This window comes from Planctopirus sp. SH287 (assembly GCF_056500625.1).
Genome location: NZ_CM151403.1, coordinates 418,132 through 441,302 on the forward strand (window position 1 = coordinate 418,132; position 23,171 = coordinate 441,302).

Below are 23,171 nucleotides of genomic sequence, written 5' to 3' on the forward strand. Positions count from 1 at the left end.
GTTGGGGAGGCTGTCTTCGCCCTGATTTTCGGGTTATCGCTCAAACCCACCAGTCGATACATCGATAACGACGTTAAACGTAATGACTTGGTGTCGGATATCTATGAGCGCTGGTCTGCGTCTTCAAATTCTCCCACAGAATGATAGCGGCTAAATAAAGAGAGGACGAGTCCTACCGCCACAATCGGAAGAGTGAGCAAGACCAGTCGATCGGCATAGCTAACCGCCAGATGGTGCATCGTGCCGCAAACGATCACAAACAGAATCGGAACAATGGGATAGCCGGGAACTCGAAACGGACGCTCGCGATGAGGATCCACTTGCCGCAAAATCAGCACACTTAACCCGGTCAATCCAAGGAATAGCCAGAAAAGGGGCGCGGACATGGCAAAAAGTGTCGAGAATCCATCGCCGTACTTTTTCCAGTCAATGGCCGGCATGTGAGTGATGGCCAAGATCTGATTTAATGACTCCTGGCCGGTCGAAGTGCCGAACAGCAGGATTAACAGGCTGCTGACGAAGCCTTGTAAAATGAGCGAGACATAAGGTGTTCTCGTGCGTTGAGTCTTCCAGCTTAATGCCGCGAGCAGACGATGCTCCTGCCCAACAGCGTCATGCACTCTGGAGACGGCCAGAATCAGGCTATTTAGCCCGCTAAATGCCGAGATGGCGACGACCAGATGCATCGCCCTTGCAGCGTAATCTCCTAACATTAATTGAAAGAGGTCGCCGGGCGGCGTTTTTGATGCTGCCAGGCCCGCGGCTCCCAACCCTTTCAGATAGGCCAGGTTAATCAAGAGATAGACCAGCGCGACAAATCCTAATCCCATCCAGAGGGCCAGCGGGATATTTTTCGACGGGCGGTGGATTTCGGCCGCGACAAACCCGGCATCATTCCAGCCGCCATAGGCGTACATCACCAGCAGCAAAGCCACGCCCAGATTGGGAATCTGCTGGAAATCCACTGGTTGATTCCATTCCGGGTCTCCTTTGCCAAACCATAGCCCCGCGACAATTAACGCTATCAGCCCGGCAATTTTAAGTGAGATGAGAATCCTCTGCGCCACAGTGCCGGCACGAAGACCAATCAGATTGACAATCGTCAGGATCATCACCGCAGCGATGGCGCCCATGGCGGTCACGTCGAGCGAAGTGTTGGCAGAGGCGTTGACCATGAACAGGCGGCAGGCAAACTCGGAGAAAATCCACGCCAAGGCTCCGATACTGCCCGTTTGCACAACTGTCAGTTGCAGCCATCCAAAGAGAAAGCCGGCCACGGGGCCGTAAGCTCTGGTGAGATACCAATAGTCACCGCCCGTTCGAGGATAGGTTGTCGCCAGTTCTGCATAACAGAAGGCGCCCATCAGGGAAATGAGTCCTCCCACCACCCAGAGGCTCATCATCATCACCGGGCTGCCGCTGAGAAACAGGACTGTGGGTGATGTGAAATAAATCGCGCTGCCAATCACAATCGCGACAATCAGACTGGCGCCATCAATCAGAGAAAGCTGTGGGTTCTGATGAGGCGATGTCTCTTCGGAAAGCGGATTGTCATGCAAATCCACTGGTGGTCTTATGGGCATCAGGTCGTCACTTTATGAAAATGCCGTCGCTTCAACGGTTCGGGGGATGGCTGTTTCAGGGCTGAATCAGTGGTGACGATAATCGGTTTCCAGAGGGCTGTCTTGCAGGAAACGGAAAGAACTGTTGAGAATCGACGTGAGTCAGTAGACAAATTTTGTTACGTCCGGGGTCTCAATGAGTGAGGAATGGCCTGTCATCCCGCAAGCAAATCTCGAGGGGGCATGAATGCACCATGCACTTCTGGTATGACAGCAGAATGTTCTCGGCGAAACTCAGGAGCGATTCTGCCAATGTCTTCAGCCCCGCTCATGGCAACGAACTCGAAAGTCCGACCTGCTGATTCTCTCTCAGCACCTGGCTCTCCTTCTGTACTGGGCGATTTGAGCTTGCAGGCCTCGGACTTCTCGATTCAAGCGGTGGAACGTCTGATTCGACACGCGATTGAAATGGGAGCCAGCGACCTGCATCTTGTCCCGACTCCCGACGGATTGGACGTCGCCTTCCGAAAGGATGGTGTCCTGGAAAGAGGCGGCACACTTCCTCTTCAGGTGGCCTCCATGGTTGTCAACCGGTTGAAGGTGCTGGCTCAACTGCTGACCTATCGCACCGATGTTCCACAAGAAGGCCGCTTGCGACTCCCGGATTTTCCCGGCGAGTTGCGAGCCAGTACCTTTCCGACCATTCATGGAGAAAAGGCGGTTATTCGTCTGTTCGTCGGCTCTGGACGCTATCTGAATCTCGACGATATTGGTTACGGTGCCCACGTCCGAAAATGCCTGGAGCATGCCTTACGACAGACCAGCGGCATGCTCTTGCTCACCGGCCCCGCAGGAAGCGGAAAAACGACCAGCGCCTATGCGTGCTTACGATGGTTGCAAACCGAGCGGCAACATCAGGCCAGCCTGGTGACTTTAGAAGATCCGGTCGAGGCCGTTCTGCCGGGAGTTTCGCAAACACAAGTGCGGCGAGGGGCGGAATTTAACTATGCCATGGGTTTAAGGTCGTTGTTGCGACAGGATCCTGATGTGATTCTTGTCGGCGAAATTCGCGACGCAGAAACGGCTCAGACCGCTTTTCAGGCGGCACTGGCAGGCCACCTGGTCATCTCGACTTTTCACGCCGGTTCTTCCTGTGAAGCTCTGTGCCGATTAGCTGATCTTGGCGTAGAACCGTTTTTACTACGCTCCTCCCTCCTGGCAATTTGTTCCCAGCGGCTTGTTCGGAAGTTGGCAGTTCCTGCTCAAGAATCCAGCGCCACTTCTGCGGCATTAGAATCAGTAAAAACAGTTTCTTCTCCTATAAGAAGCCGGTATCACGGTCGATTTGTTGCAGCAGAAATTCTCGACCCGGAGCGTCATTCCCTTTCACGGGCCATTATGCGCCGTGCCACCAGCCGTCGATTAGAAAGTCAGGCAGAACGGCATGGCTTTATTAAGCTGAAAACATCACTGACGCAATCTGTCAGTGAGAGAATCACGGATTGGTCCGAGGTTTGCCGCGTTCTGGGAGGAGAAGAAAATCAACTATTCCCGGATACATAGAACATATTCTCTGTGTATCGATAATTTTCTTTTCATCTATCTGTTGTTATTAAATTTACCAATAATTGACCGCACATCATATCGTATTCAATATGTCATCAATTCCTCCCACCGCCGTCATTTCATCACCTGCCCTGCAGGCGTTTAATCGTGAGATGATTCAGTTGATTCGAGCTGGCGTGCCTATTGAAGTCGGGATTCAGCAGCTCGGGGAATCGTCGTCATATCGTCTCTCTCAATTGGCTCAGCGTGTTGCTTCACGATTGTCGCAAGGTCTGACTCTTCCCGAAGCATTTGCGGCTGAAGAGACGGGAGAGGCACAGCTCTATGCGACAATTGTTGATCTGGGGATTCGGAGCGGTCACCTTTCCGAGATGCTGGAGTCCATGGCCGATCTCGGGATTCAAATGACAAATTTACGTCAGGAGTTCCGGCGAGCAGCCATTTATCCCACCATGGTGCTGGTTTTGTCATACCTGCTGATCTGCGGGATGAGCCTGATCTTTATTCCTCGCTGGATCAGTGCACTAGAGAACTTTGATATCGATGGGGGATGGATAGAGGTGTTTCTCCGTGTTATTCACGACACCTCTTACTACTGGATACCGATCGTCCCGTTGTTGACCCTCATCATGCTGGTTGTACTGGGGCAAACACGCGCGATTCGTTCAGGTATGCTGGCTGATAGCCGGGGAGTCTGGCCTTCATTGCAGGTGATCACCGGGGCGCTGGCGTGGAGCCTGGGGCTTCCAGAAGCCATTCGCTGGATTCAATGGTTATTTGTCACCAGTTTGCTGACACGTGAAGGGGTTCCTTTTGTGGAATGCCTGAGTCGGTCGGAATATCTGCTGGGCGAAGGAACTGTCCGGAAGGAGACGCGAGAAGCCCGCCTGGCGATTGAGTCAGGAGTCGACTTAAGTGCGGCTCTCATTCGTATCCGACATGTCCCCAGCTTCGTCCGGGATGCCATTGATATTGGCGTGCGGACAAATTCACTCCCTGTGGCTCTGCAGCTAGCCACGGGAGTGATGGCCAGGCGTGCCCACCGGCGTATCGACCTGATGGCTGCGATCTTGCCCATGATTCTTACAATGCTCGTGGGAGGTGGGATTGCAGTGATTTATGTGCTGATGGTCTTCGGGCCGTTGACAATTTTTCTTTCGGGATTAAGCCGAGCTCATTAAATAGGACTTGTTACGCTATTCAATCTGTTTGAACGTCACGGCGGGTATCGCCTTTCAGGTTTTCAACAATGCTGTCCTATTCATATATTGCTCGAAAAATCGGTTCGCCTGAATCACATCGATCGGTGGTGCATGGTCAATTGTCAGCCAGTACTGACAATGACTTGGTGATGCGACTGCGCGAACAGGGATTGGAACTTGCCAGCTTTGAACGTGCTGTTGAGCATCGCCCAAGAATTCTGTCAAACCTGCCGATGTTTCCGCATATGGCGATCCAGTATCAGGGTGCGTTGGAGGATCTTCCTGCCGAGTTAAGCCTGCGGCTATTGGCGGAAGAAAGCCCTTCACGGAAAGATCGCGCGAGATTGCTTCAGGCCTGGAAGAGATATCGCAACGATCAGGATCTGGAAGGTTCTCTGGAATTCGCCGGTTCTTCTTTGCCTCAGGGCTTGCATCGGGAATTGGCCGTTCTGGAGGACGGTCGATTGGCAGCAACCCTTTTGCGTCAGTTAATGACCTCACGTGCCCGCCAGCGCATGTTTATCAATCGATTGTTGATTCAGATTGGCACGCCACTCGCCTGGTATCTCGTGCTCATGGCGATCTTTCTGGCCGGTGGTATCTATATTATCCCCCGCTTCCAGAATATGTATGATTCTTTTGGAACTCAGATGCCGGCATTTACTCGGGCATTGTTCTTTTTTGTTGATTTTATTACGAGACATATTACGTGGCTCATGTTGGGGAGTGTCTTGACGATTGCGATATTATTCGCAACGTCGAGATATTCTTATCTTCGCCGCTTTTATCAAAGAGTATTCTGCTACCTCCCGTTGATCGGTCGTCCTCTTTATCATTTGAAAATCGCGCGCCTTTCCGAGTCACTGGGGATATTGCTCATGCGGCATCACCGGTTGGATGTTTCTGCCCGATTGGCCGCACATCTCTCTGAAGACGAATTGATACAATATGATGTGGCATTCTGGTTAAAGGAGATGGAATCAGGGAAATCGCCCTCGATGGCGATTCCGGCAAAGAGTTCTTTACCGAAGGCCCTGGGGATTGTTTGCGATGCTCATCTGTCGGAAGAGAGTCGGCACGATGCCTTTGACCTGCTGGCAGCGACGAGCGTTGTTCGTGCGATTTCCCATTTGAAAATGGGTTACCTGGCAATCCCACCCCTCTTTGTGGTGTTTGCAATTATCACCTTTGGTTCAACGCTCTTTGCCTTGTTTTTCCCGATGCTTCAACTGACCAGCGTACTTTCGTAAATAACAATGAAGCCTGCTGTCGCAGCAGCTACGACACTTTTTCATTTATTCATTCTTTTTCAGGAATCAACTCATGTTTTGGAATGCGGGGATTCCAGCCATTGCTGCCCCGTGGTGGCACGTTTTGATCCCGGTATCAATATTGTTTGGCCTGACATTTCTGGCCACGCTCTTGATATTGCGAGGACTGAGATTGCCGACGGCAGGTGTCTCAATGATCCAGGAAGGATCCACTCGCCCGGTGATTACATCACTCATTATTTTTTCTGCAGCAAGCCTGGCGCTATTGAATGGCTTGTTGTCGCTGGCATTTATCTTCTGGCCCGGTCCGGCCGAGTTCACGATTCGAGCCATTGTTTTTTTACTGTTAACGATCCCTAGTTTAACAGTGGGAATCAATGGTCTCTTTGGCGCTCGAATGCGCTGGCAAGTGGAGTGTGACCCTGTCCGCCGGTATGACCAGTTGACTCACCGGAGGCTGAGGAATTTCCGACAAAGAATCCAGATGATGCTGGTCTTTCTGGCTTGCACTCTCACTGTGGCGGGCAGTTTTACACCGACGATTGGAATCATTTCCTTTTCTGTCTGGCTGCTGGTTGTGGCCTTTGCGATTTCCATCCTTTCGTGGTTGGGATTTCGCCGGAGAAATCGGGCGATGGGAATTCGCTGGGCACTGATCAGCGCGTTGAAAAGTGATCAACCCGTGGGAGAGTCTTTGACTGGTTGGGAAGACTTTCCGGTTGTCAAAATTGGCTCTACGCTGGCAGGGGTCACTCATGCCATTGATCGGGGAGTGGCCTGGCAACCTGCCCTCGTGGCGAACACGCAGATTCTGGATTCCCCGGACACCTATCTGGCGGCTCAGAGTTCTCCTGAATCCTTGCTCTATAGCTTGCAACGGCAGATGGTTGATTCCATTGATGAGTTTGAACAGGAACTTCAGTTGAGAACATTTAATCTCTTTGAAGTCTTCCTGATGACAATTATGGTCATCTGGGGTGTGTTTAGCTATATCGCCTATTTCGTCGTACCGAAAATGATGAAAATTTTTGATGACTTCGATATTGAACGTCCTCAACAGTTAATGATTCTGATGCCACGTGACAGCGTGGGACTTTTTGGATTGATGACGGCAGGGGCTTCGATATTTACAACGGTGCTCGCATTAAACATTCTTCATCGCGGCTTTCAGGGAGAACAGCGTTGGGGGTTGAGTTTCTGGAGCCAGATTTCTGACCGACCGAAGCGCCCGCTCGTTCTTCGGGGAGTGGCTGCCACCTTACGTGACAGCCGCCCGCTGGATGAGGATCTGGAGCGTCTGGCTGAGGTTGAACCTTCAGGCCGCCTGGCTCATCGATTGCGAACGGCAGCCAAATCGTTGAAAGAAGGACGCGACATCCCTGAGGTGCTCTATCAAACCGGATTCCTGTCCAAAATGGAGCAACAGGTGGTTTCTACGGCATTTCTGGCGGGCAATGCGGCCATCATTCTGGATGAACTGGCTGAGCTACAGCTCCGCCGTCAGAAAGACATCTGGGATCGGTGCATGGAATTTGTTGGCCCTCTGATCGTGATCTTTCTGGGTGGAATTGTCTTGATGATCGCCGTCGCCATCATTCAATCACTCGTGACGATGATGGAGAAACTGGCATGAAGCGCTCGTGTTCCTCCCCTCGATCTGGCCTGATGATTCTTGATCTGGTCGTGGCGATGATCCTGCTGGCTGTCCTCTTGAGCAGTTCCGTGATGATGTTTGCGTTTGTCACGCGCACTCGTCGTCTGGCTCAACAGGAAGTGGTGGCCAGTCAGTTGGCTGCAAATTGGCTCGATCACCTTTTATCGGCGTCGGCTCAAGACCGTGATGCCATTAAAGAACAGTTTGCGGAACAGCAATCTCTGGAAAAGTTGCCCTTGTTGTTGCAACCGCCAACGAATGCTCAACCATTGACCACGCCCGCCCCGGCTTCGGTGGGGAAAACTCTGGCACGCCGTCTGATGGACTCTTCCCGGATGGCAACATTACTTCCCGATGGAAAAATCCGGCTGGTCTCGGAAGAGGTTTCCATTGATCTTCACTCCATTTCCAATTCTGTAGTGGATGCTCGGTCAGAGGCTCTTGTTCGCCAGACCAGCCAACGTTGGACGGTTGCGATTGACTGGCAGGTGACTGCGGGTGAGCAGGCGTCTGCGAACCGACATGCCCCTGTTCAACTGAGTGCCTGGATTCCCCGTCAATCTTCCGCAACCACACCCAACATGGAAAACACCTCGAATTCTTCTTCAGAAAGCGGGGGTTCTCAATGATCCGATTTTTCCCTGTCATCCGAAAAACAGGCTTCCCTGCGAGGGAGAAAAGCCCGCGCCGCCTTGCGAAGCGGCTGGGAGTCTCGTTGATTGAAATGCTGACAGCGATCGGCATGCTGGTCGTCATCATGCCCATTCTCTCTGTGCTGATGGTGACCATCCTGCGGGCGCAAGGTGGGCAATCTGACCGATTGGTTTCGATTGTCAACCTGCGGCGATTCTCCAGTGACTTCCGTAGAGATATCTGGAGTGCTGCTCAACTTGAAGAAGTGGATGACCGCCACGAATTGAAACTCTGGACGACGGGATCATCCCCGCCAGAGGCATCTCCGGACATCGTTTATCGAATTGAAAGCCGTCATCAGGGGGTGACAATTACTCGACAACTAGGGGGGAAGCCCGCCACCGAAAAATATCTCTTTCCGGGTGGTTCTGCCCGTTGGGTGATTGAGCCAGCCGAAGAGGTAACGACCGAAGAGACACCCACTACCGACGCAGCAAGCGGGGAGATCAAGAAGCGGGTGGTGAGCGCCGAACTTCAATTGCTGGCACCTCTCACCGTCAAGCTGCCGGCGTCCGCTCAGCAAACAGGCACAACCCCGGCTAATGCGATCACGATTTCTGCCACTCTGGGACAATCCCAACTGGAGAGAAACACATTACGGCCACCAATTGCTGAGGCACCTGATTCCCTCGAATCACGCTCTATGGGAGATCAATAATGCGATATGGGCAAGAGCGTCAGTCGTCGGGTTGGCCACCTCTGAATTTCCGATCCTCTCGTCGTGCGGGTGCCAGCACCACGTTTGTCGTTGCGGCTGTCATTCTGTTTGGATTAACCAGTGCGGCGATGGTCACGACATCCGTCATGATGCTCAGCCAGTCGGCTGTCGCCCGTCGGGAATCTCAAATGGACTTTTTGATGCGCGCAGCCGAGACCCAGTTGCGCGATCAATTCGCGATGGCGATTCAGGAACAGACTCTCCCCATTCAGCCTTCAGATCACCCCGCTTTTTCCTGGGAATTCTCGACAGGTGTCCGGGATGAGACGGCGCGTGTGGAATGCAGGCCACAATTCCCTGCCTCCCGGCAGGAAGACGACATGGCGAAAGCTCCATCGCGGGAGAAAGTCCCGGGGCGATATGAACTGCGGGTGATGCTTGTACGAAATGACAGCGTCCTTTTGGTTCGCCGTGCCTGGCTGGAGATTCCATAACGCTACTTTATAAATGCCAAAAAACAACGTCACTCGAATCTCTCTCATAAGGAAAACGATGAAGACCACGACCTCGCCCCCGGTTCGACGATCGGCGTTTACATTGATTGAACTGCTGGTTGTTATTGCGATCATTGCGATTCTGATTGCATTGCTACTTCCCGCTGTTCAGCAGGCACGTGAAGCGGCCCGTCGGACACAATGCCGCAATAATCTTCAACAGTTGATTCTCGCGATGCATAACTATATGGCAGCCCATGAAGTGCTCCCCCCCGGCAGTCAGAATCCCCAGGGGCCAGTTAATAATCTTCCCGATGGGTACCATATGGGCTGGATCACCCAGATCCTTCCTTATATTGAACAGTCGACAGTCTTTAAGCATATTGATTTTTCGAGTTCCGTCTATGCGGACGCCAATGCTCCTGTCCGCAAGGTTCCCATGAGCCTGCTTCAATGTCCCAGTACGCCCTATAGTTCATCTGGTGGCGCTGCTCATCCCTGGGGATCTGTTTCCAGCTATGCGGGTGCCCATCATCCGATCGAAAGCTATGTTGATCAGGGCCAATGGGGCGTTCTGTTTCTCAATAGCTCTATTCGCTATGAACAGGTGGAAGATGGGTCTTCCAATACGATCTATCTTGGAGAATATACCGAGCCGGACATGAATGCCGCGGGTCAGCCAAATATCAATCTGGGGTGGATGTCTGGAACCCGGGCCACGCTCAGAAATGGCGGCCGCAAAATCAATGCCTGGCAATCCCGCGTCCGCAATGTCTATGAAGGGCCTCCTCTCCTTGGTACCGATCCCAGTACCGATCCCAGTGCCGACACCTCTGGCGCTGAAGATTCGTTAGAGGAGGCTTCTTCAGAAAAGGCCACTGACGGTGAAACTGTACCGCCGGAAAATCGTTCCGATGGCCAGACACCGGAAGAGCGTCAGGCAGCGATGGTGGCAAAGCATGGGCCACTCACAGATGGATTTTCCAGCTATCACACGGGCGGAGCACATTTTGCGCTGGGGGATGGCAGTGTGCGTTTCTTAAGCGAAAACATTGACATGACGCTTTATCGGCAATTACTCGACCGCCGGGACGGGACGTTGATGTCTGGTGGATTCTGAGAGGCTATCCGAAAGCACTCAAATCGTTCTCCCTCAAGAGAGAAGGTGGCCGCAGGCGGGAGAGGGAGTAATGCTGGAGTCTCACAGACAAACGTCATGATTTGTGCGTATACTTGTCGAAATCATTAGAAATGGAGAATGGGAACAAACAGATACTTGTTACTGAGTCGCCTGGGGACGTAAATTTGGTTTTCGGATCTCGCCTTGAGGCATAGTGAACAACTGCCATCTCCAGTTGCTCAACTTGTTCAAAGGGATGGGTCGTGCCGTGTCACGGCTTTATCTTGGGGTTTCATGCGTCGTTACGTCCTCCGATGTCGGACTTTACAACCTGTGTAACCCCGCTTTTAAGCATTTGACAATGCAGTAGGCAATTCCGCTTTGATGGCGAGTGGTTGCGATTGAGCACTTCCACATGCCGTTTTCGCGTCGTTAGCCAGTTCTCCCCCTCTCTTTCAATTCAAGCGTGCTGGCGAGACTTGCGAACAGTTCCCATTCAAACAATTCCCCCCCTTCAGCCACATGCTTCCCGATCGACAGGCCGCTTCGGAAAGCCGGAATTTTAAGCATGGTGGCGACAGCCCGGCTCCCCAGGCTTCTTCGGCTCATTCAATCGCTGCAATCGGGAAGGATCTGCAACTCCTTGCAGTTGGCTGATGAATGTGGCGTGAGTCGGCGGACAATTTTTCGTGATATCGGGCTTCTTCAAGAGGCCGGCATTCATGTTCTTTATGACGAAGAACGGCAAGGCTATTTCATGCCTTTGCGTCTCTCGCTGCCTGCCAGTGAACTCAGTCTGAGTGAAGCGGTTTCATTACTGCTGGTTTGCAGTGAACTGTCAGACACGACCACAGGAATTCCGTTTCAGCAGGCAGCCCGTCAGGCGGCAGTGAAGATTCTGGATGGGCTACCTCGATCGATTCGAACAACGGTCAGTGAGATCGCTGAATCGATGGCGATTCGTATCGATGCGAGAAACCATTTGATTGGTAGTCAGTCGCAATACGAAGTCTTACTGGCGGCACTCATTCGGCGGGAGCAGATTCGTATTCACTATCGGAGTTACAGTGAAGAGTCCGGGATTTCGACGCTACTAAGTCCTTACCGCATGCTGTTCAGCCGACGCAGCTGGTATGTGATTGGTCGTTCAAGCTGGCATCGTGCGGTGCGGACTTTCAATGTCGGGCGACTGGAAAGTGTCGAGTTGGCAGAAACGACTTATAAGATACCTCCCCGATTCAGCCTGGATCGGTATCTGGGAAATGCCTGGCATCTGATTCGATCTCAGCCGATGGGCCAGATGATCCGCGTTCGCTTCGATCGGAAAGTGGCGCTTAATGTGGCCGAAGTTCAATGGCACCGAACGCAGAAAGCTGAGTGGAATGAGGATGGGTCACTCGAACTTCAGTTTAAGGTCGATGGTTTCACAGAAATTGTCTGGTGGATTCTGGGTTACGGTCGCCATGCCATTGTTCTGGAACCACAGGCATTGCGAGAGATGATTGCCGAACATGCCCAAAAAACGCTGGCGGCTTACGAGAATCTGAAGTGACGCTGGTGCCGTGTCACGGCTTTGTCTTTGGGTTGATGTTGCCGCAATGTCCTCCGTTGTCGGACTTAACAACAGAAGAGACCTGAGTTTTATCCTTTGACAATGCATTAGTGACAATTTGCAGGGTCAGCCTGTCGCACGTTTCGTGTGGCGTCTCAAAAAGAGTCAGGCTTCGTCGGCGGGCCATGAGGCTTGTCGTGCCGGATTGTTCCGGGCAGGTGCGAGGAACGAGCACAGATGCTACAGTCCAAGGCGGCGCTTTTTGTTGGAATATTCTTAAGGCAACGCTGACTCTTCACCAGCTGATGGCACTGCGGACATGATCCCCACAAGTTCCGATGTCCCTGTCGACACTCTTGTTCATGCTCATCATGCGGATGAGACCGGCCCTTTGTGGAGACGGTGGCAATCCAGCTGGCGGGTCAGATGGTTCATTTTACGCACCAGCATTGCAGAGAGATTGGCCTATCGCGGTGACTTTGCCTTTGCGACATTGATTCGTTTTCTGCCGATCATTACTCAGATCTTTCTCTGGGGCGCGATTTTCAACGCCCACTCGGCATCTGATAGCAAGAAGATCAACACCTATACTTATGCTGACATGGTGGCATATTTCCTGCTGGTGATGTTGGGTCGGGCGTTTAGTAGCATGCCGGGGCTGACGACGGGGATTGCCCGGGATATTCGTGATGGCAGCATCAAGAAGTTTTTGACTCAACCTCTTGATCTCGTTGAGTTTCTGTTCTGGCATCGCTCTGCGCATAAGCTGGTTTATTATGTGGTGGCCGCTGGACCATTCGCGTTAGTTTTCTGGTTGTGCCGGGCCTATTTTCCTGGGTGGCCTGATCTGTTCACCTGGGTGGCTTTGGTGGCGTCGCTGTTGCTGGCGTTTCTCCTGGGTTTTTTGATCGAAGCCCTGTTGGGTTTATGTGCTTTCTGGTTTCTGGAAGTCAGTTCTCTGGTCTTTGTGTACATGCTGCTGAATTACATTTTGAGCGGGCACATGATTCCATTGGATTGGTTTCAGGGGACGTTTGGCCAGGTTGTCCAGTGCTTGCCCTTCAAATATCTCGCCTACTTTCCGGCAGCTGTTGCGTTACAGCGATATTCGCAGCAAGAGATACTTCTGGAGCTGATGATTGCTGCCGGTTGGTGTGCGGGCTTGTGGGTTTTGGTACGGCTGGCCTTTTATTTTGGTGCCAGAAGGTATAGCTCCTACGGTGCATGAGTGTCTGCACCTGTTCTGATGAGTGGTGCACGCGATGGTCTTTCAATGTGGGCAGGAAAGCGCACGTATGTTTAGTTTTTCCCGTTTTTATGTGAAATAGAGATTCGGGAACCGGCAAACTGTGCGATTTATTGAAGCTTTCCGGAAGAATTTCATCAGGAAAGAGGGACAACTTTGGCAGGACAAATCTTGTTGGGCTTTGCCACAAGTCTCATGAGTCGTCATACTTCAATGGAAGAAAACGGTAAGAGAAGAAAACGGTGAAAGGGATGGAGGGGCGACCTTTCGCGCAGTCGATGGCTTTCGATTGTGGAAAGAAGCTCAGGAACATTTTGCTTTTAAGGCAACCAGGTGTGAGCCAACAGTCTGCGCTGGATTTTCAGCAAGGACGATCTGGCTCAGATGTTCCTCACTGGGCGGTTAAGCGGGTGTCCGTTACCATATCTCTGTGACCATTCAGTAGAGACGAATCGATGATTGTGCGAAAATGCCGGGGTTCCCTTGTGATTTCGCAGTAATTCAAGCTCAAAATTCGTGACCAGTCCCTGATAACGGGCTGATCACGATCCGGTTCCGGGAGTTCGACGCACATGGCGAGTATGATGACAGACACAGGCCGTTCCGCAGCGTCGAATGGTCACGGCTCCTTGGAATCGCAGACCGAACTTGGCGAACTTCCTGCGGTAGGTCTGGACACCGATGAACTTGCCGAGTGGTACGAGTCACTCGACGATGTATTTCACCGTTATGGGCCAGATGAAGTTCGTCAGCTTTTGCAAGAGCTTCAACAGCGGGCCTCGGCACGTGGTGTCAGTGGAACTGCCAGCCTGACGACGCCTTATATCAACACAATTCCTGTAGAGGCCGAGCCACAGTATCCCGGCGATCGCAAGATGGAGCGAAAGATCCGCTCGATAGTGCGATGGAATGCGATGGCCATGGTCGTTCAGGCGGCCCGCACCGGCACGGGTGTGGGTGGTCACATTTCGACCTTCGCGTCCTCGGCGTGCCTGGTAGAAACCGGGTTTAACCACTTTTTCCATGCTCCTACAAAGTCGCATCCTGGCGACTTTGTTTATTTTCAGGGGCATGCTTCGCCGGGCGTTTATTCCCGGGCGTTTGTGGAAGGTCGGCTGGATGAAAGCCACCTCAAAAACTTCCGCCGCGAGCTTCCTCGCGGGCAAGGCTTGTCGTCTTATCCGCACCCTTGGCTGATGCCCGATTTCTGGCAATTCCCCACGGTTTCCATGGGACTGGGGCCGCTCTGTTCGCTCTATCAGGCACGCTTCCTGCGGTATTTGCAGCATCGTGGCTTGCTTGATACCAGCAAGTCCCGCGTCTGGTGCTTCATTGGTGACGGGGAAGTGGATGAGCCAGAAACTCTGGGTGCCATCACGCTCGGCGCCCGTGAGCATCTGGATAATGTGACCTGGGTGATCAACTGCAACCTCCAGCGGCTTGATGGCCCGGTTCGCGGTAACGGGAAGATCATTCAGGAGCTTGAAGGTCTCTTCCGAGGCGCTGGCTGGAATGTCCTTAAGGTCATCTGGGGTGCCGATTGGGATCCTATTCTGGCCAATGACGAGTCGGGACAACTCAAAAAGCGGATGCTGGAAATCGTGGATGGCCAGTTCCAGAAATATGTCGTTGAGTCCGGCAGCTACATCCGCCAGGACTTCTTCAGCAAGAACCCTGAACTTCTCAAGCTGGTTGAACATCTCAGCGACGACCAGCTCAAGGCCATGCGCCGCGGCGGTCACGATGCCCAGAAGGTTTACACCGCTTATCATGCGGCTGTGAACCACAAGGGTGTCCCGACTGTTATTCTAGCTCACACCATCAAGGGATATGGTCTGGGCGAAGCGGCTGAAGGCAAAAACACCACCCACCAGCAGAAGAAGCTGGAAGAAGACGATCTGCTCAAATTCCGCACGCGCTTTGAACTTCCGCTGTCGGATGAAGAAGCCAAGGCGGCCAAGTTCTATCGGCCGGATGCTTCCAGCCCCGAAATCAAGTACATGCTCGAACACCGGCAGGCACTTGGTGGATCTCTTCCTGTCCGTAAGCCAACAAGCGAACGGCTGACCATTCCGGGCTTTGACCAGTTCCAGAATGCGATCAAGTCGAGCATCGGCAAGGACTGGTCGACCACGATGGTGCTGGGCCGGATTCTTCAGTGGCTCTGCACTGACAAGACAATCGGCAAGCGGATCGTTCCTATTATTCCTGACGAGGCTCAGACCTTTGGTCTGCACACCCTGTTCGCACAAGTGGGGATCTACAGCAGCAAAGGCCAGCAGTACACGCCGGTTGATGCCGGGCAGATGGTCTACTACCGGGAAGAAAAAGACGGCCAGATCCTGATGGAAGGGATCAACGAAGCGGGGGCGATGTCCTCGTTCGTTGCTGCGGGGACGGCTTATGCCAACCTCGGCATGAACATGATTCCGTTCTATGTCTATTACTCAATGTTCGGTTTCCAGCGTGTCGGCGACCTGGTCTGGCTGGCGGGTGATTCTCGCTGCAAAGGTTTCCTCTGCGGTGGAACATCGGGCCGTATTTCGCTCAATGGTGAAGGTCTCCAGCATCAGGATGGCCACTCGCAGTTGATTGCTTCGAGTGTCCCGAACCTGCTGGCTTATGACCCCGCCTTTGGCTACGAACTGGCTGCCATTGTGCAGGATGGTTGCCGCCGGATGTATGCGGAAGATGAGAACGTCTTCTATTACCTCTCGGTCTACAACGACGGCACCTTCATCATGCCCGCCATCCCTGCCGGGGTGACACAGGAAATGATCTGTGCCGGGATGTATCCGCTGGAGCCGAATGTCTCTGCCAAGAAACGAGCCAACCGGCCCCAACTGATGGGAAGCGGCCCGATCATGCAGTACGTCCTCAAGGCCAAGCAGATCCTGTCAGAGAAATATGGTGTCGAAGCCGATGCCTGGAGCGTAACCAGTTACAACGAACTGAAGCGTAACGCTCAATCGGTGGCCCGGTGGAATGCGTTGCATCCCGACAAGAAGCCCAAGCAAAGCTATCTCGACCAGACACTGGCTGGCGTGACGGGGCCGTTTATTTCCGCCAGTGAGAACGTTCAACTGGTGGCTGAACAGATTCGGCAGTACATCCCCGGGCGATACACCGTTCTGGGTTGTGATGGCTTTGGCCGTAGTGAAGCGAGAGACGTCCTCCGTCGGCACTTTGAAGTTGATGCCGAGTGCATTGCCTTTGCCGCGCTGTCTGCTCTGGCTAAAGATGGTCACTTCGATGCCAAGCGATTGCCAAAGGTTCTTCAGGAACTGGGCATTGATCCTGAAAAGGTTGACCCCGCGACGGCCTGATGTTCTCCACGCACTTTTCTTTGTCTCAAGATTACTGCTCAACCCTGACTATTGCGCGAAAGCGGGTTCTCTTCCATGAGTGTTGAATTCAAGCTGCCTCAGCTGGCGGAAGGTATCGACAGTGCCGATGTCGCCCAGATTCTTGTGAACGCTGGCGATACGATTGAAGCCGGCAAAATCATTATGGAACTGGAAACCGATAAGGCGGTCATGGAACTGCCTTGCCCTCATGCGGGGCAGGTTTCAAAACTGCTCGTGAAAACGGGTGATACCGTCAAGACGGGGCAGGCTTTGCTCATCATCGAGGCCGCCGGGGCCAGTAACGGAGCCGCTGCCAAACCTGCGGCTCCGGCGGCTTCAGGCAGTGGTGGTTCGTCTTCGGCATCCAGTGCTCCTGCGAAATCGCCGGCACCGGCCGCAGCACCTGCACCGGCGAAGTCTTCGACACAGGCCGCTGTGGCAACGGCTCCCGCACGCTCGACGAGTGATTTGCCGATTGCCGCTGGCCCTGCCACTCGCCGTTTGGCTCGTGAACTTGGCCTTCAGTTGGAGCGTTTGCGCGGCACCGGCCCCGGTGGTCGGATTACTCAGGAAGATGTGGCGCGGGCTTATGCGTCCCAGCAGGGTGGCGGCGGTGGCGTGGTGGCTCCGCCATTACCGGACTTCTCTCAGTATGGCCCGGTGACTTCACAGGCATTGACGAAGCTCCAGAAGACCAGCGCCAACAATCTGGCTGCTGCCTGGCAGCTGATTCCTCATGTTACTCAGCATGATCTGGCCGACATTACCGAGACGGAAGCGGCCCGGAAGCGGTTCCAGGAAGCGGTGGGCAAGGGCGGTGCCAAAGTGACGATGACCGCCGTGGCAATGAAAGCCGCCGTGGCAGCTCTTAAGGCGTTTCCCAACTTCAACTCGAGCATCGATATGTCTCGTGGAGAAGTCATTCTCAAGAGCTATTACAACATCGGAATCGCGGTGGATACACCGAACGGTCTGGTGGTGCCTGTGATTCGTGATGTCGACAAAAAGACGATTCTTCAGTTGGCGGTGGAACTGACCGAAATGGCGGAGAAGGCCCGCAATCGCAAGCTGGAAATCAAGGATATGCAGGGGGGGACTTTCACCATTACCAACCTGGGTGGCATTGGCGGGACGGCTTTCACGCCGATCGTCAACTCCCCTGAAGTGGCGATTCTTGGAATGTCGCGCAGCTTCCAGCAGTTGCAACTGGTTGATGGACAGGTCACGCAGCGTCTGATGCTGCCACTCTCCCTTTCGTACGATCACCGCGTTGTGAACGGCGCTGATGCTGCCCGCTTTGTCGTGAAGCTGACCAGCCTCATGAGCGATGCCTTCAAGCTGCTGGTGGAGTGCTAAACCAGCCGTTTGATAGACCATAATTGCAAAGGGGGGAGTGGCCAACAAAACTGGCGACTCCCCCCTTTGTCATATCCACAGTTTCAATCTTCGGCATCAATCTTCGGTATCAACCTTCGGACAGATCGATCAATATCAATCATACGAATCGCAAACTTGGAACAGCGCGTTGACGATCACAGAGCATGCTTGCTCTCAATGCCGCAAGCATGGCACTCAGAGCGCTATTTCAAATTGGAATGCGGATAACGCCGATCTTGCACGGCTTCTCTTTACGAACCCGGAAGCGGGTCTACTTTACGCGTGCGGCTCGGGCAGGTCGTGATGCTTCACGTGTTTCACGGTCTGGGCGAGCCACAATCCGAACAGGGGTCGCAAGCACTTCGCCCAATCGTGGCATGGGTGTCCCGCGGTAGTAAACGCGGCGAACAGTATTGCCGTAAAAGTGGAGCGGGCGATAAGGGCGGTTTTCAATCGGAGTCGATTCAATCTGCTCTCGTAATGAACCCGTCGCAATCACCACAGGAATCCATCCCGGCTCATTCGTATTTCGCTCGGCAGACTGAGCAACGCTCAGCGGCAGCAAGCCCACAAAACAGCAACAGACGAAAACTCGGCCTGCACAAGACTTGCGAACGCTGAGCATGGCTTTTCCGCTGGTTGGGTCGTCTTTGGACAGAGCTTTCTGAGGCATCGCGTTGGTTCTTCCGTCTTAAATGAAGTCACGGGCAAGGTTCACAAGAACCCCGAATGGTTCTTATTCCCTGGCTCCAGCGGCAAGAGTCGACAACCTCTTCGGCTGCACATCATGGCAAACCTACCGCGCCGACAAGATCTTCAAGGTTCAATTCGTAAAAACCAGTGAAAAGGCTCGTTCAATCAGATGCGATTGCAACGCCTTTTACGACAAAAGTGGCTTACTGCTGCATTGTCAAAGCCTGAAATTCGTGTCTCGTCTGTTGTGACGTCCAGCAACGGAGGACGTTGCGGTGACATCCCCCCCCAAGACATGGCCTTGGCACAGCTCTTGCTGTTTTACACCGAGTTTTAACTGATTCCTCGTGTTCTGGTGTTGATATGTCGCGTGATTGTCCGCGATCTGGTGCGAGTGCGAAGGAGTTTTTCTGGCGACTTTCTTCAGTAACTTGTTCCGCCTTCGGTGACGAAGCTGCGGCTGGCAGTGAGTCGCCTTGTGATCATCACAGGTGACGATTTCAGTAGTTGTGGGGCTTTCTGTGTCTGGAGGTATGATTCATCGTTCGTTTCTTGTCTGCCCCCAAGTTCGTTGGTATGGACTTTTGGATAGCGTATGATCAAAGGCGTGATGATCAGCAGGGCGGAGAAGACTCATGTCAGCAGTATCTCGCAGGAAGTTTGATTCGCCAGTAGCCGTCATGCGATATGCGTTGGAACTGGCAAGTCGCGGGCGGGGATTTGTCGAGCCGAACCCGGCTGTCGGGGCGGTCGTCGTCAACAGTGAGTTGGAACTTCTGGGGGAAGGCTGGCATCAAAAATTCGGTGAGCCGCATGCGGAAGTTCATGCTTTGGCCATGGCGGGTGAGCTTGCCCGCGGAGCGACCCTCTATACGACATTGGAGCCGTGTTCTCATTTCGGGAAAACGCCGCCATGCGCCGATGCGGTGATTGCCGCTGGAATTGCGCATGTGGAAACTGCGCTGGTTGATCCCGCGCCGCATGTCTCGGGAAAAGGGATCGGGCGTTTGAAAGCTGCCGGGATTACGGTGGATGTCGGTTGTGAAGCGGCTGCTGCCAAAGAACTGCTGGCTCCTTTCGTTTCACTGCAATGCGCCGGAAAGCCTTGGGTTCACGCCAAATGGGCTATGACACTCGATGGGAAGATCTCCTCAAAAACAGGACATTCTCATTGGATTTCTGGCGAAATGTCACGCCTGACTGTTCATGAGCTTCGCGCGCGGATGGATGCCATTGTTGTGGGGATCGGAACCGTGCTGGCCGATGATCCCCGGCTGACCGTTCGTCTGCCTGCTGATTGGAGCGGCCCATTGCGAGTTCCCGCACGGGTTGTTGTGGATTCCCGCCTTTCGATCAATCCGCACTCACAGCTTGTTCAGACAGCTCATGAGTTTCCGACGGTGGTTGCCACTGTCAATCCCTTGAGTATCAGTCCGGGCGAGCGAGAGCACGATTGGGTGACCCGAAAAAATCGACTGGAAGCGGCTGGCTGTGCTGTCTGGGTGCTTGATTGTGGTGCGACCGATCAAGGGCTGGCCCATCATCCTTGCCTGAGGCAATTATTCGAGCGAATGGCCGGTGAAAAATGGACGCACGTGCTGGTTGAGGGTGGCGGCCGGCTGATGGGATCGTTTTTTGATGAGGGGCTGGTCGATGAAGTTCATGCTTTTATCGCTCCTAAACTGGTCGGTGGCTCTGCGGCTTCTTCCCCCATTGGCGGCAAAGGACGAGTCACGATCTCAGATACGGATGAGTTTCCTACCGGCCAATTTGTGGCGTCGGATCGCGACATCTATTTTCATGGGATTCGCGCCGCCGCTATTGAACGACTCCCCTGGTGGTCACCGGAGTCTCTATCGCTGTAAGAGGCTATCGGAAAACGCTCAATCCTTATCTGGTTGAGGGAGCTCTATAAGCCTTTCTCCCTGAGGGAACTCTATCAGTCTTTCTCCCTGAGGGAGAAGGGCCGCAGGCCGGATGAGGGGATTGGTCCCGGCATGGAAACACGGCGATCCCCTCATGGGTTCTCAAGGATGTTTGACAAGGGGCAGCTTTACTTCAAGTCAAACGGTGGGAGCGATGTTCCCCCTTTTTCGATTTCCACAATCAGGTCGGTCGTATCTTTTTTGGCATACTTCTTGGGAAGGTCGTTGGGCTTTGTGCCCATGCCTCCCCTGGAGACCACGACTTCGTAGTGAACCACGGTCACTTTATACTTTCCTGCCGGTGCTCCATCGTCTCGGTCATAGGTCGAGACGGCGAATTCGCCGTTCTCTTTAGTTCTGGCCTGTGGACGAACCGAATCGGGAATACTTTCGTCCAAAGGAAAGAAAGCCAACTCGGCATCTTTCAGTGGCTTTCCTTTATAGCTCACCGAGCCATTGGCAGGATGAGATTTCTCCCAGGGCTTGGCTTGCCCGCAACCACTGATAAATACAATAACTAAGGCGGCGTAAAGAGCTTTTAGTCCCGGGGATATAGAAGATTTCGCGAACATGCTTCTGCTTTCTTTGCCGGTTCGAGTTCATGATTTCCACTGATGCCAGAAGCCTTTTTGACAAGACGATCTGCGTCTCGTACGGCATCAGGCATGAATCGGGAGAGAGTCAGGGGCGTCTCGATTTGATGAGACGCCCCAAAAAAGAACGATTCAGGAAGAGGGTGCGAGATGTCTTTTAGAATTCGCCCACGACTTCACCGCCTGATGGTGTGCACAGGCTGATAAACGTCCGGAAGTCGATGTTCTCGCTGAGGAAGCGGACAGAGCCATCGCCCATGGTGAAGTGTGCTCCCCCTGTATGGAACGAGAAGGGGGCACCCGTTCCGTGAGTGGCGATGGGGACTCCCATATTGGTAATCGTGGTGGCTATCCCGCTGTTTGTATAATCAAGGTTACGAATGTTGTGGCCATTGGTCGCATTGATCGCGATGGCTCCCCCAAGTTCACCTGTAGCAGACGCTTTGCCACCAAAGATGATGATATCGCTGGCAGGCCGTGACCAACCGCCCGAATTCAATCGGTCGGTCGTCGCAGAGTTGGAGGTGGTATCGGTCAAGGCGTTCCCACCTGTCAGTTTTCTGGGGCCACGGACATAGACAAAGGGACGTCCAGCCGATTCCGCAACGGCTAGCGTATTGCTCAAGCCATCGGTCACATCACGAAATTTTTTCCCCTGCTTGGTCGGAAGCCCCGTGGTGGTATTGATGGTTGCGTTCTTTGGGAAAAACCCAGGGACATAGGTATATGGCGTGGTTGAGCCAGCATGTACTTCAGCCGGGTCAATATAGGTTCCTGGAGTGCTGGATAATCCAAGAGTGCTGGTAAATACTCCGGGAGCGATGCCGAAGATCGGCGAATAGTCGGTGGTCGACGCTATCCCTGCTTGAAAACTGGGTGTCGTTGTCGAAGGCGGGGCGGTGTCCAGCACGCCCGCCTCAGGGCTGGAAGGGCATTGGAAAGCTGTCAGCCGCGTCTGTGACAACGCCGTATTTGTGCCAGCGTTCCAATTAATCGACTTATCATATTTGTTATAGATCTGCGCCTGATCGATATAGGGTAGCAGGTCAGTCAAAATCGCGACGCGGGAAGCGGTATTGACCGTGGGGCGAAGGCTGGTTGGCAGATAGCCATAGGTGCTTTCAAAGTTGTGAAAGGCCAGGCCGATCTGCTTGAGATTGTTGCGGCACTGAGTTCTTCGAGCCGCTTCGCGAGCCTGCTGTACCGCGGGCAGCAGCAGGGCAATCAGGATCGCGATGATGGCGATCACGACCAGCAGTTCAATCAGGGTGAATCCCTGACGCTTTGGTTGATAACGCAAAAAGTTTGGCACAAGCGAGCGAGGGGAGTGAATCATCATTCATTCTTTCAGAAAACGTGGGCGAAAAAGAGTCTCACGGGGGAGCAAGGGCAGAAATCTGGTGGATCACTGGTGGGTGAACAGTGTGTGTTCATTCAAAGAACACATCAGGCATGGCAGTCTTGATGCCGCCATTCCCAATTAGGGATCGGGAACAAACCCGGCATTCAAAGCCATAAACGGCATTGTTCTGGTGAAACGTCCACTGTGATGATGTGGCGTTTCTGTTTGTTATTCAGGAGCAAACTGTTGGCACATGACGAACTCGGGCTTCCCAGTTAAATAACTACCACCTGATTGGTGGGTGATTATTGTATCGCCTGTTATTGTCTGTCAACTCCATCTCATCCGGAATTTTCAGAATAAAATGCTGCGGCATGGGGCGGGAAATTTGCCCAGTCAGAATTGGCGACCTAGATTTACATGCCGTGTCTGTTGCTTTGTTACAGGGCCAACCGTTCCAAGGTGTTTCTAACCATGACCGCCATCGTTCGTTTTCTGCGCAGCGAAGATGGGCCTACTGCCGTTGAATATTCCGTGATGCTCGCGATGATCCTGCTGGTGGTCATCGTGGGCATCTCTGCCTTCGGCACTTCCCAGGCGAACTACTGGGGCGGAATCCAGGGCAAGCTGTCCGACCATGGGTTCTAACGCCGTTTTTCCGGCATCACGTTGCCGTTCGCTGAGGTGTCACCTCCTCCACTGCCGGGCATAACAATCTGTTGAATTCCAATTCAGGTTTGATGATCTCCTTGTCACTTTTCCCTTCGATGTCTGCCTGAAACAAGAGAGGCTGATAGCGAGGGGGGGATTGTGAGGTTAAACTGGGTGGGGTGCGCGGAGTCTCTGGGCGAAGGTTTGTGCCGGGACGGCGCTTGT

Annotated in this window: 18 protein-coding genes; 14 read left to right on the top strand and 4 right to left on the bottom strand. The window is 53.3% G+C overall.

From position 1 onward, the window contains the following. Positions 1–101: 101 nt before the first annotated feature. Positions 102–1,583, bottom strand: coding sequence for an APC family permease (locus SH287x_RS01490; RefSeq protein ID WP_479516669.1), 1,482 nt, complete (start codon positions 1,581–1,583; stop codon positions 102–104). Between the two features lie 291 nt (positions 1,584–1,874). Here SH287x_RS01490 and SH287x_RS01495 point away from each other — a divergent pair, with 291 nt between their 5' ends. The 12 genes from SH287x_RS01495 (at position 1,875) to SH287x_RS01550 (ending at position 17,721) form a co-directional block, all read left to right on the top strand. After that, a complete protein-coding gene (locus SH287x_RS01495; RefSeq protein ID WP_479516670.1) occupies positions 1,875–3,125 on the top strand; it encodes a GspE/PulE family protein in 1,251 nt (416 codons plus the stop codon). Between the two features lie 92 nt (positions 3,126–3,217). After that, positions 3,218–4,309, top strand: a complete 1,092-nt coding sequence (locus SH287x_RS01500; RefSeq protein WP_479516671.1) for a type II secretion system F family protein — start codon at positions 3,218–3,220, stop codon at positions 4,307–4,309. 68 nt (positions 4,310–4,377) lie between these two features. After that, positions 4,378–5,580 (top strand): type II secretion system F family protein, encoded by a 1,203-nt coding sequence (locus SH287x_RS01505; RefSeq protein ID WP_479516672.1) that lies wholly within the window; start codon positions 4,378–4,380, stop codon positions 5,578–5,580. 73 nt (positions 5,581–5,653) lie between these two features. Continuing rightward, complete coding sequence (locus SH287x_RS01510; RefSeq protein ID WP_479516673.1) at positions 5,654–7,234, top strand: type II secretion system F family protein; 1,581 nt, start codon at positions 5,654–5,656, stop codon at positions 7,232–7,234. Continuing rightward, positions 7,231–7,884 carry a hypothetical protein gene (locus SH287x_RS01515; protein WP_479516674.1) on the top strand — a complete coding sequence of 218 codons (654 nt, stop codon included), beginning with the start codon at positions 7,231–7,233 and terminating at the stop codon, positions 7,882–7,884. Before SH287x_RS01510 ends, SH287x_RS01515 begins: the two co-directional genes overlap by 4 nt. Continuing rightward, positions 7,881–8,606, top strand: coding sequence for a hypothetical protein (locus SH287x_RS01520; protein ID WP_479516675.1), 726 nt, complete (start codon positions 7,881–7,883; stop codon positions 8,604–8,606). The genes SH287x_RS01515 and SH287x_RS01520 overlap by 4 nt, the downstream gene beginning before the upstream one ends. Further along, a complete protein-coding gene (locus SH287x_RS01525; RefSeq protein ID WP_479516676.1) occupies positions 8,606–9,100 on the top strand; it encodes a hypothetical protein in 495 nt (164 codons plus the stop codon). The genes SH287x_RS01520 and SH287x_RS01525 overlap by 1 nt, the downstream gene beginning before the upstream one ends. Positions 9,101–9,158: 58 nt before the next feature. Then, complete coding sequence (locus tag SH287x_RS01530) at positions 9,159–10,220, top strand: DUF1559 domain-containing protein (protein WP_479516677.1); 1,062 nt, start codon at positions 9,159–9,161, stop codon at positions 10,218–10,220. A gap of 568 nt (positions 10,221–10,788) precedes the next feature. After that, positions 10,789–11,772 (top strand): helix-turn-helix transcriptional regulator, encoded by a 984-nt coding sequence (locus SH287x_RS01535; protein WP_479516678.1) that lies wholly within the window; start codon positions 10,789–10,791, stop codon positions 11,770–11,772. A 319-nt stretch (positions 11,773–12,091) separates the two neighbouring features. Then, a complete protein-coding gene (locus SH287x_RS01540; protein WP_479516679.1) occupies positions 12,092–13,000 on the top strand; it encodes an ABC transporter permease in 909 nt (302 codons plus the stop codon). 590 nt (positions 13,001–13,590) lie between these two features. After that, the gene (gene aceE / locus SH287x_RS01545; protein ID WP_479516680.1) at positions 13,591–16,344 is read left to right on the top strand and encodes a pyruvate dehydrogenase (acetyl-transferring), homodimeric type; all 2,754 of its coding nucleotides are present in this window, start codon (positions 13,591–13,593) and stop codon (positions 16,342–16,344) included. A 75-nt stretch (positions 16,345–16,419) separates the two neighbouring features. Then, positions 16,420–17,721, top strand: a complete 1,302-nt coding sequence (locus tag SH287x_RS01550; RefSeq protein WP_479516681.1) for a 2-oxo acid dehydrogenase subunit E2 — start codon at positions 16,420–16,422, stop codon at positions 17,719–17,721. Between the two features lie 292 nt (positions 17,722–18,013). On the opposite strand, the gene SH287x_RS01555 is transcribed toward SH287x_RS01550, so the two are convergent. After that, the gene (locus SH287x_RS01555; protein ID WP_479516682.1) at positions 18,014–18,415 is read right to left on the bottom strand and encodes a hypothetical protein; all 402 of its coding nucleotides are present in this window, start codon (positions 18,413–18,415) and stop codon (positions 18,014–18,016) included. A 655-nt stretch (positions 18,416–19,070) separates the two neighbouring features. On the opposite strand from SH287x_RS01555, the gene ribD reads away from it, so the two are divergent. Continuing rightward, positions 19,071–20,300 (top strand): bifunctional diaminohydroxyphosphoribosylaminopyrimidine deaminase/5-amino-6-(5-phosphoribosylamino)uracil reductase RibD, encoded by a 1,230-nt coding sequence (gene ribD / locus SH287x_RS01560; protein WP_479516683.1) that lies wholly within the window; start codon positions 19,071–19,073, stop codon positions 20,298–20,300. A gap of 188 nt (positions 20,301–20,488) precedes the next feature. On the opposite strand, the gene SH287x_RS01565 is transcribed toward ribD, so the two are convergent. Together SH287x_RS01565 and SH287x_RS01570 are read right to left on the bottom strand one after the other, a co-directional pair. After that, positions 20,489–20,932 (bottom strand): hypothetical protein, encoded by a 444-nt coding sequence (locus SH287x_RS01565; protein ID WP_479516684.1) that lies wholly within the window; start codon positions 20,930–20,932, stop codon positions 20,489–20,491. Between the two features lie 178 nt (positions 20,933–21,110). After that, a complete protein-coding gene (locus tag SH287x_RS01570) occupies positions 21,111–22,292 on the bottom strand; it encodes a DUF1559 domain-containing protein (protein WP_479516685.1) in 1,182 nt (393 codons plus the stop codon). 477 nt (positions 22,293–22,769) lie between these two features. Between SH287x_RS01570 and SH287x_RS01575 the strand changes: the two genes are divergently transcribed. Beyond that, positions 22,770–22,943, top strand: coding sequence for a Flp family type IVb pilin (locus SH287x_RS01575; protein WP_479516686.1), 174 nt, complete (start codon positions 22,770–22,772; stop codon positions 22,941–22,943). Positions 22,944–23,171: the final 228 nt, after the last annotated feature.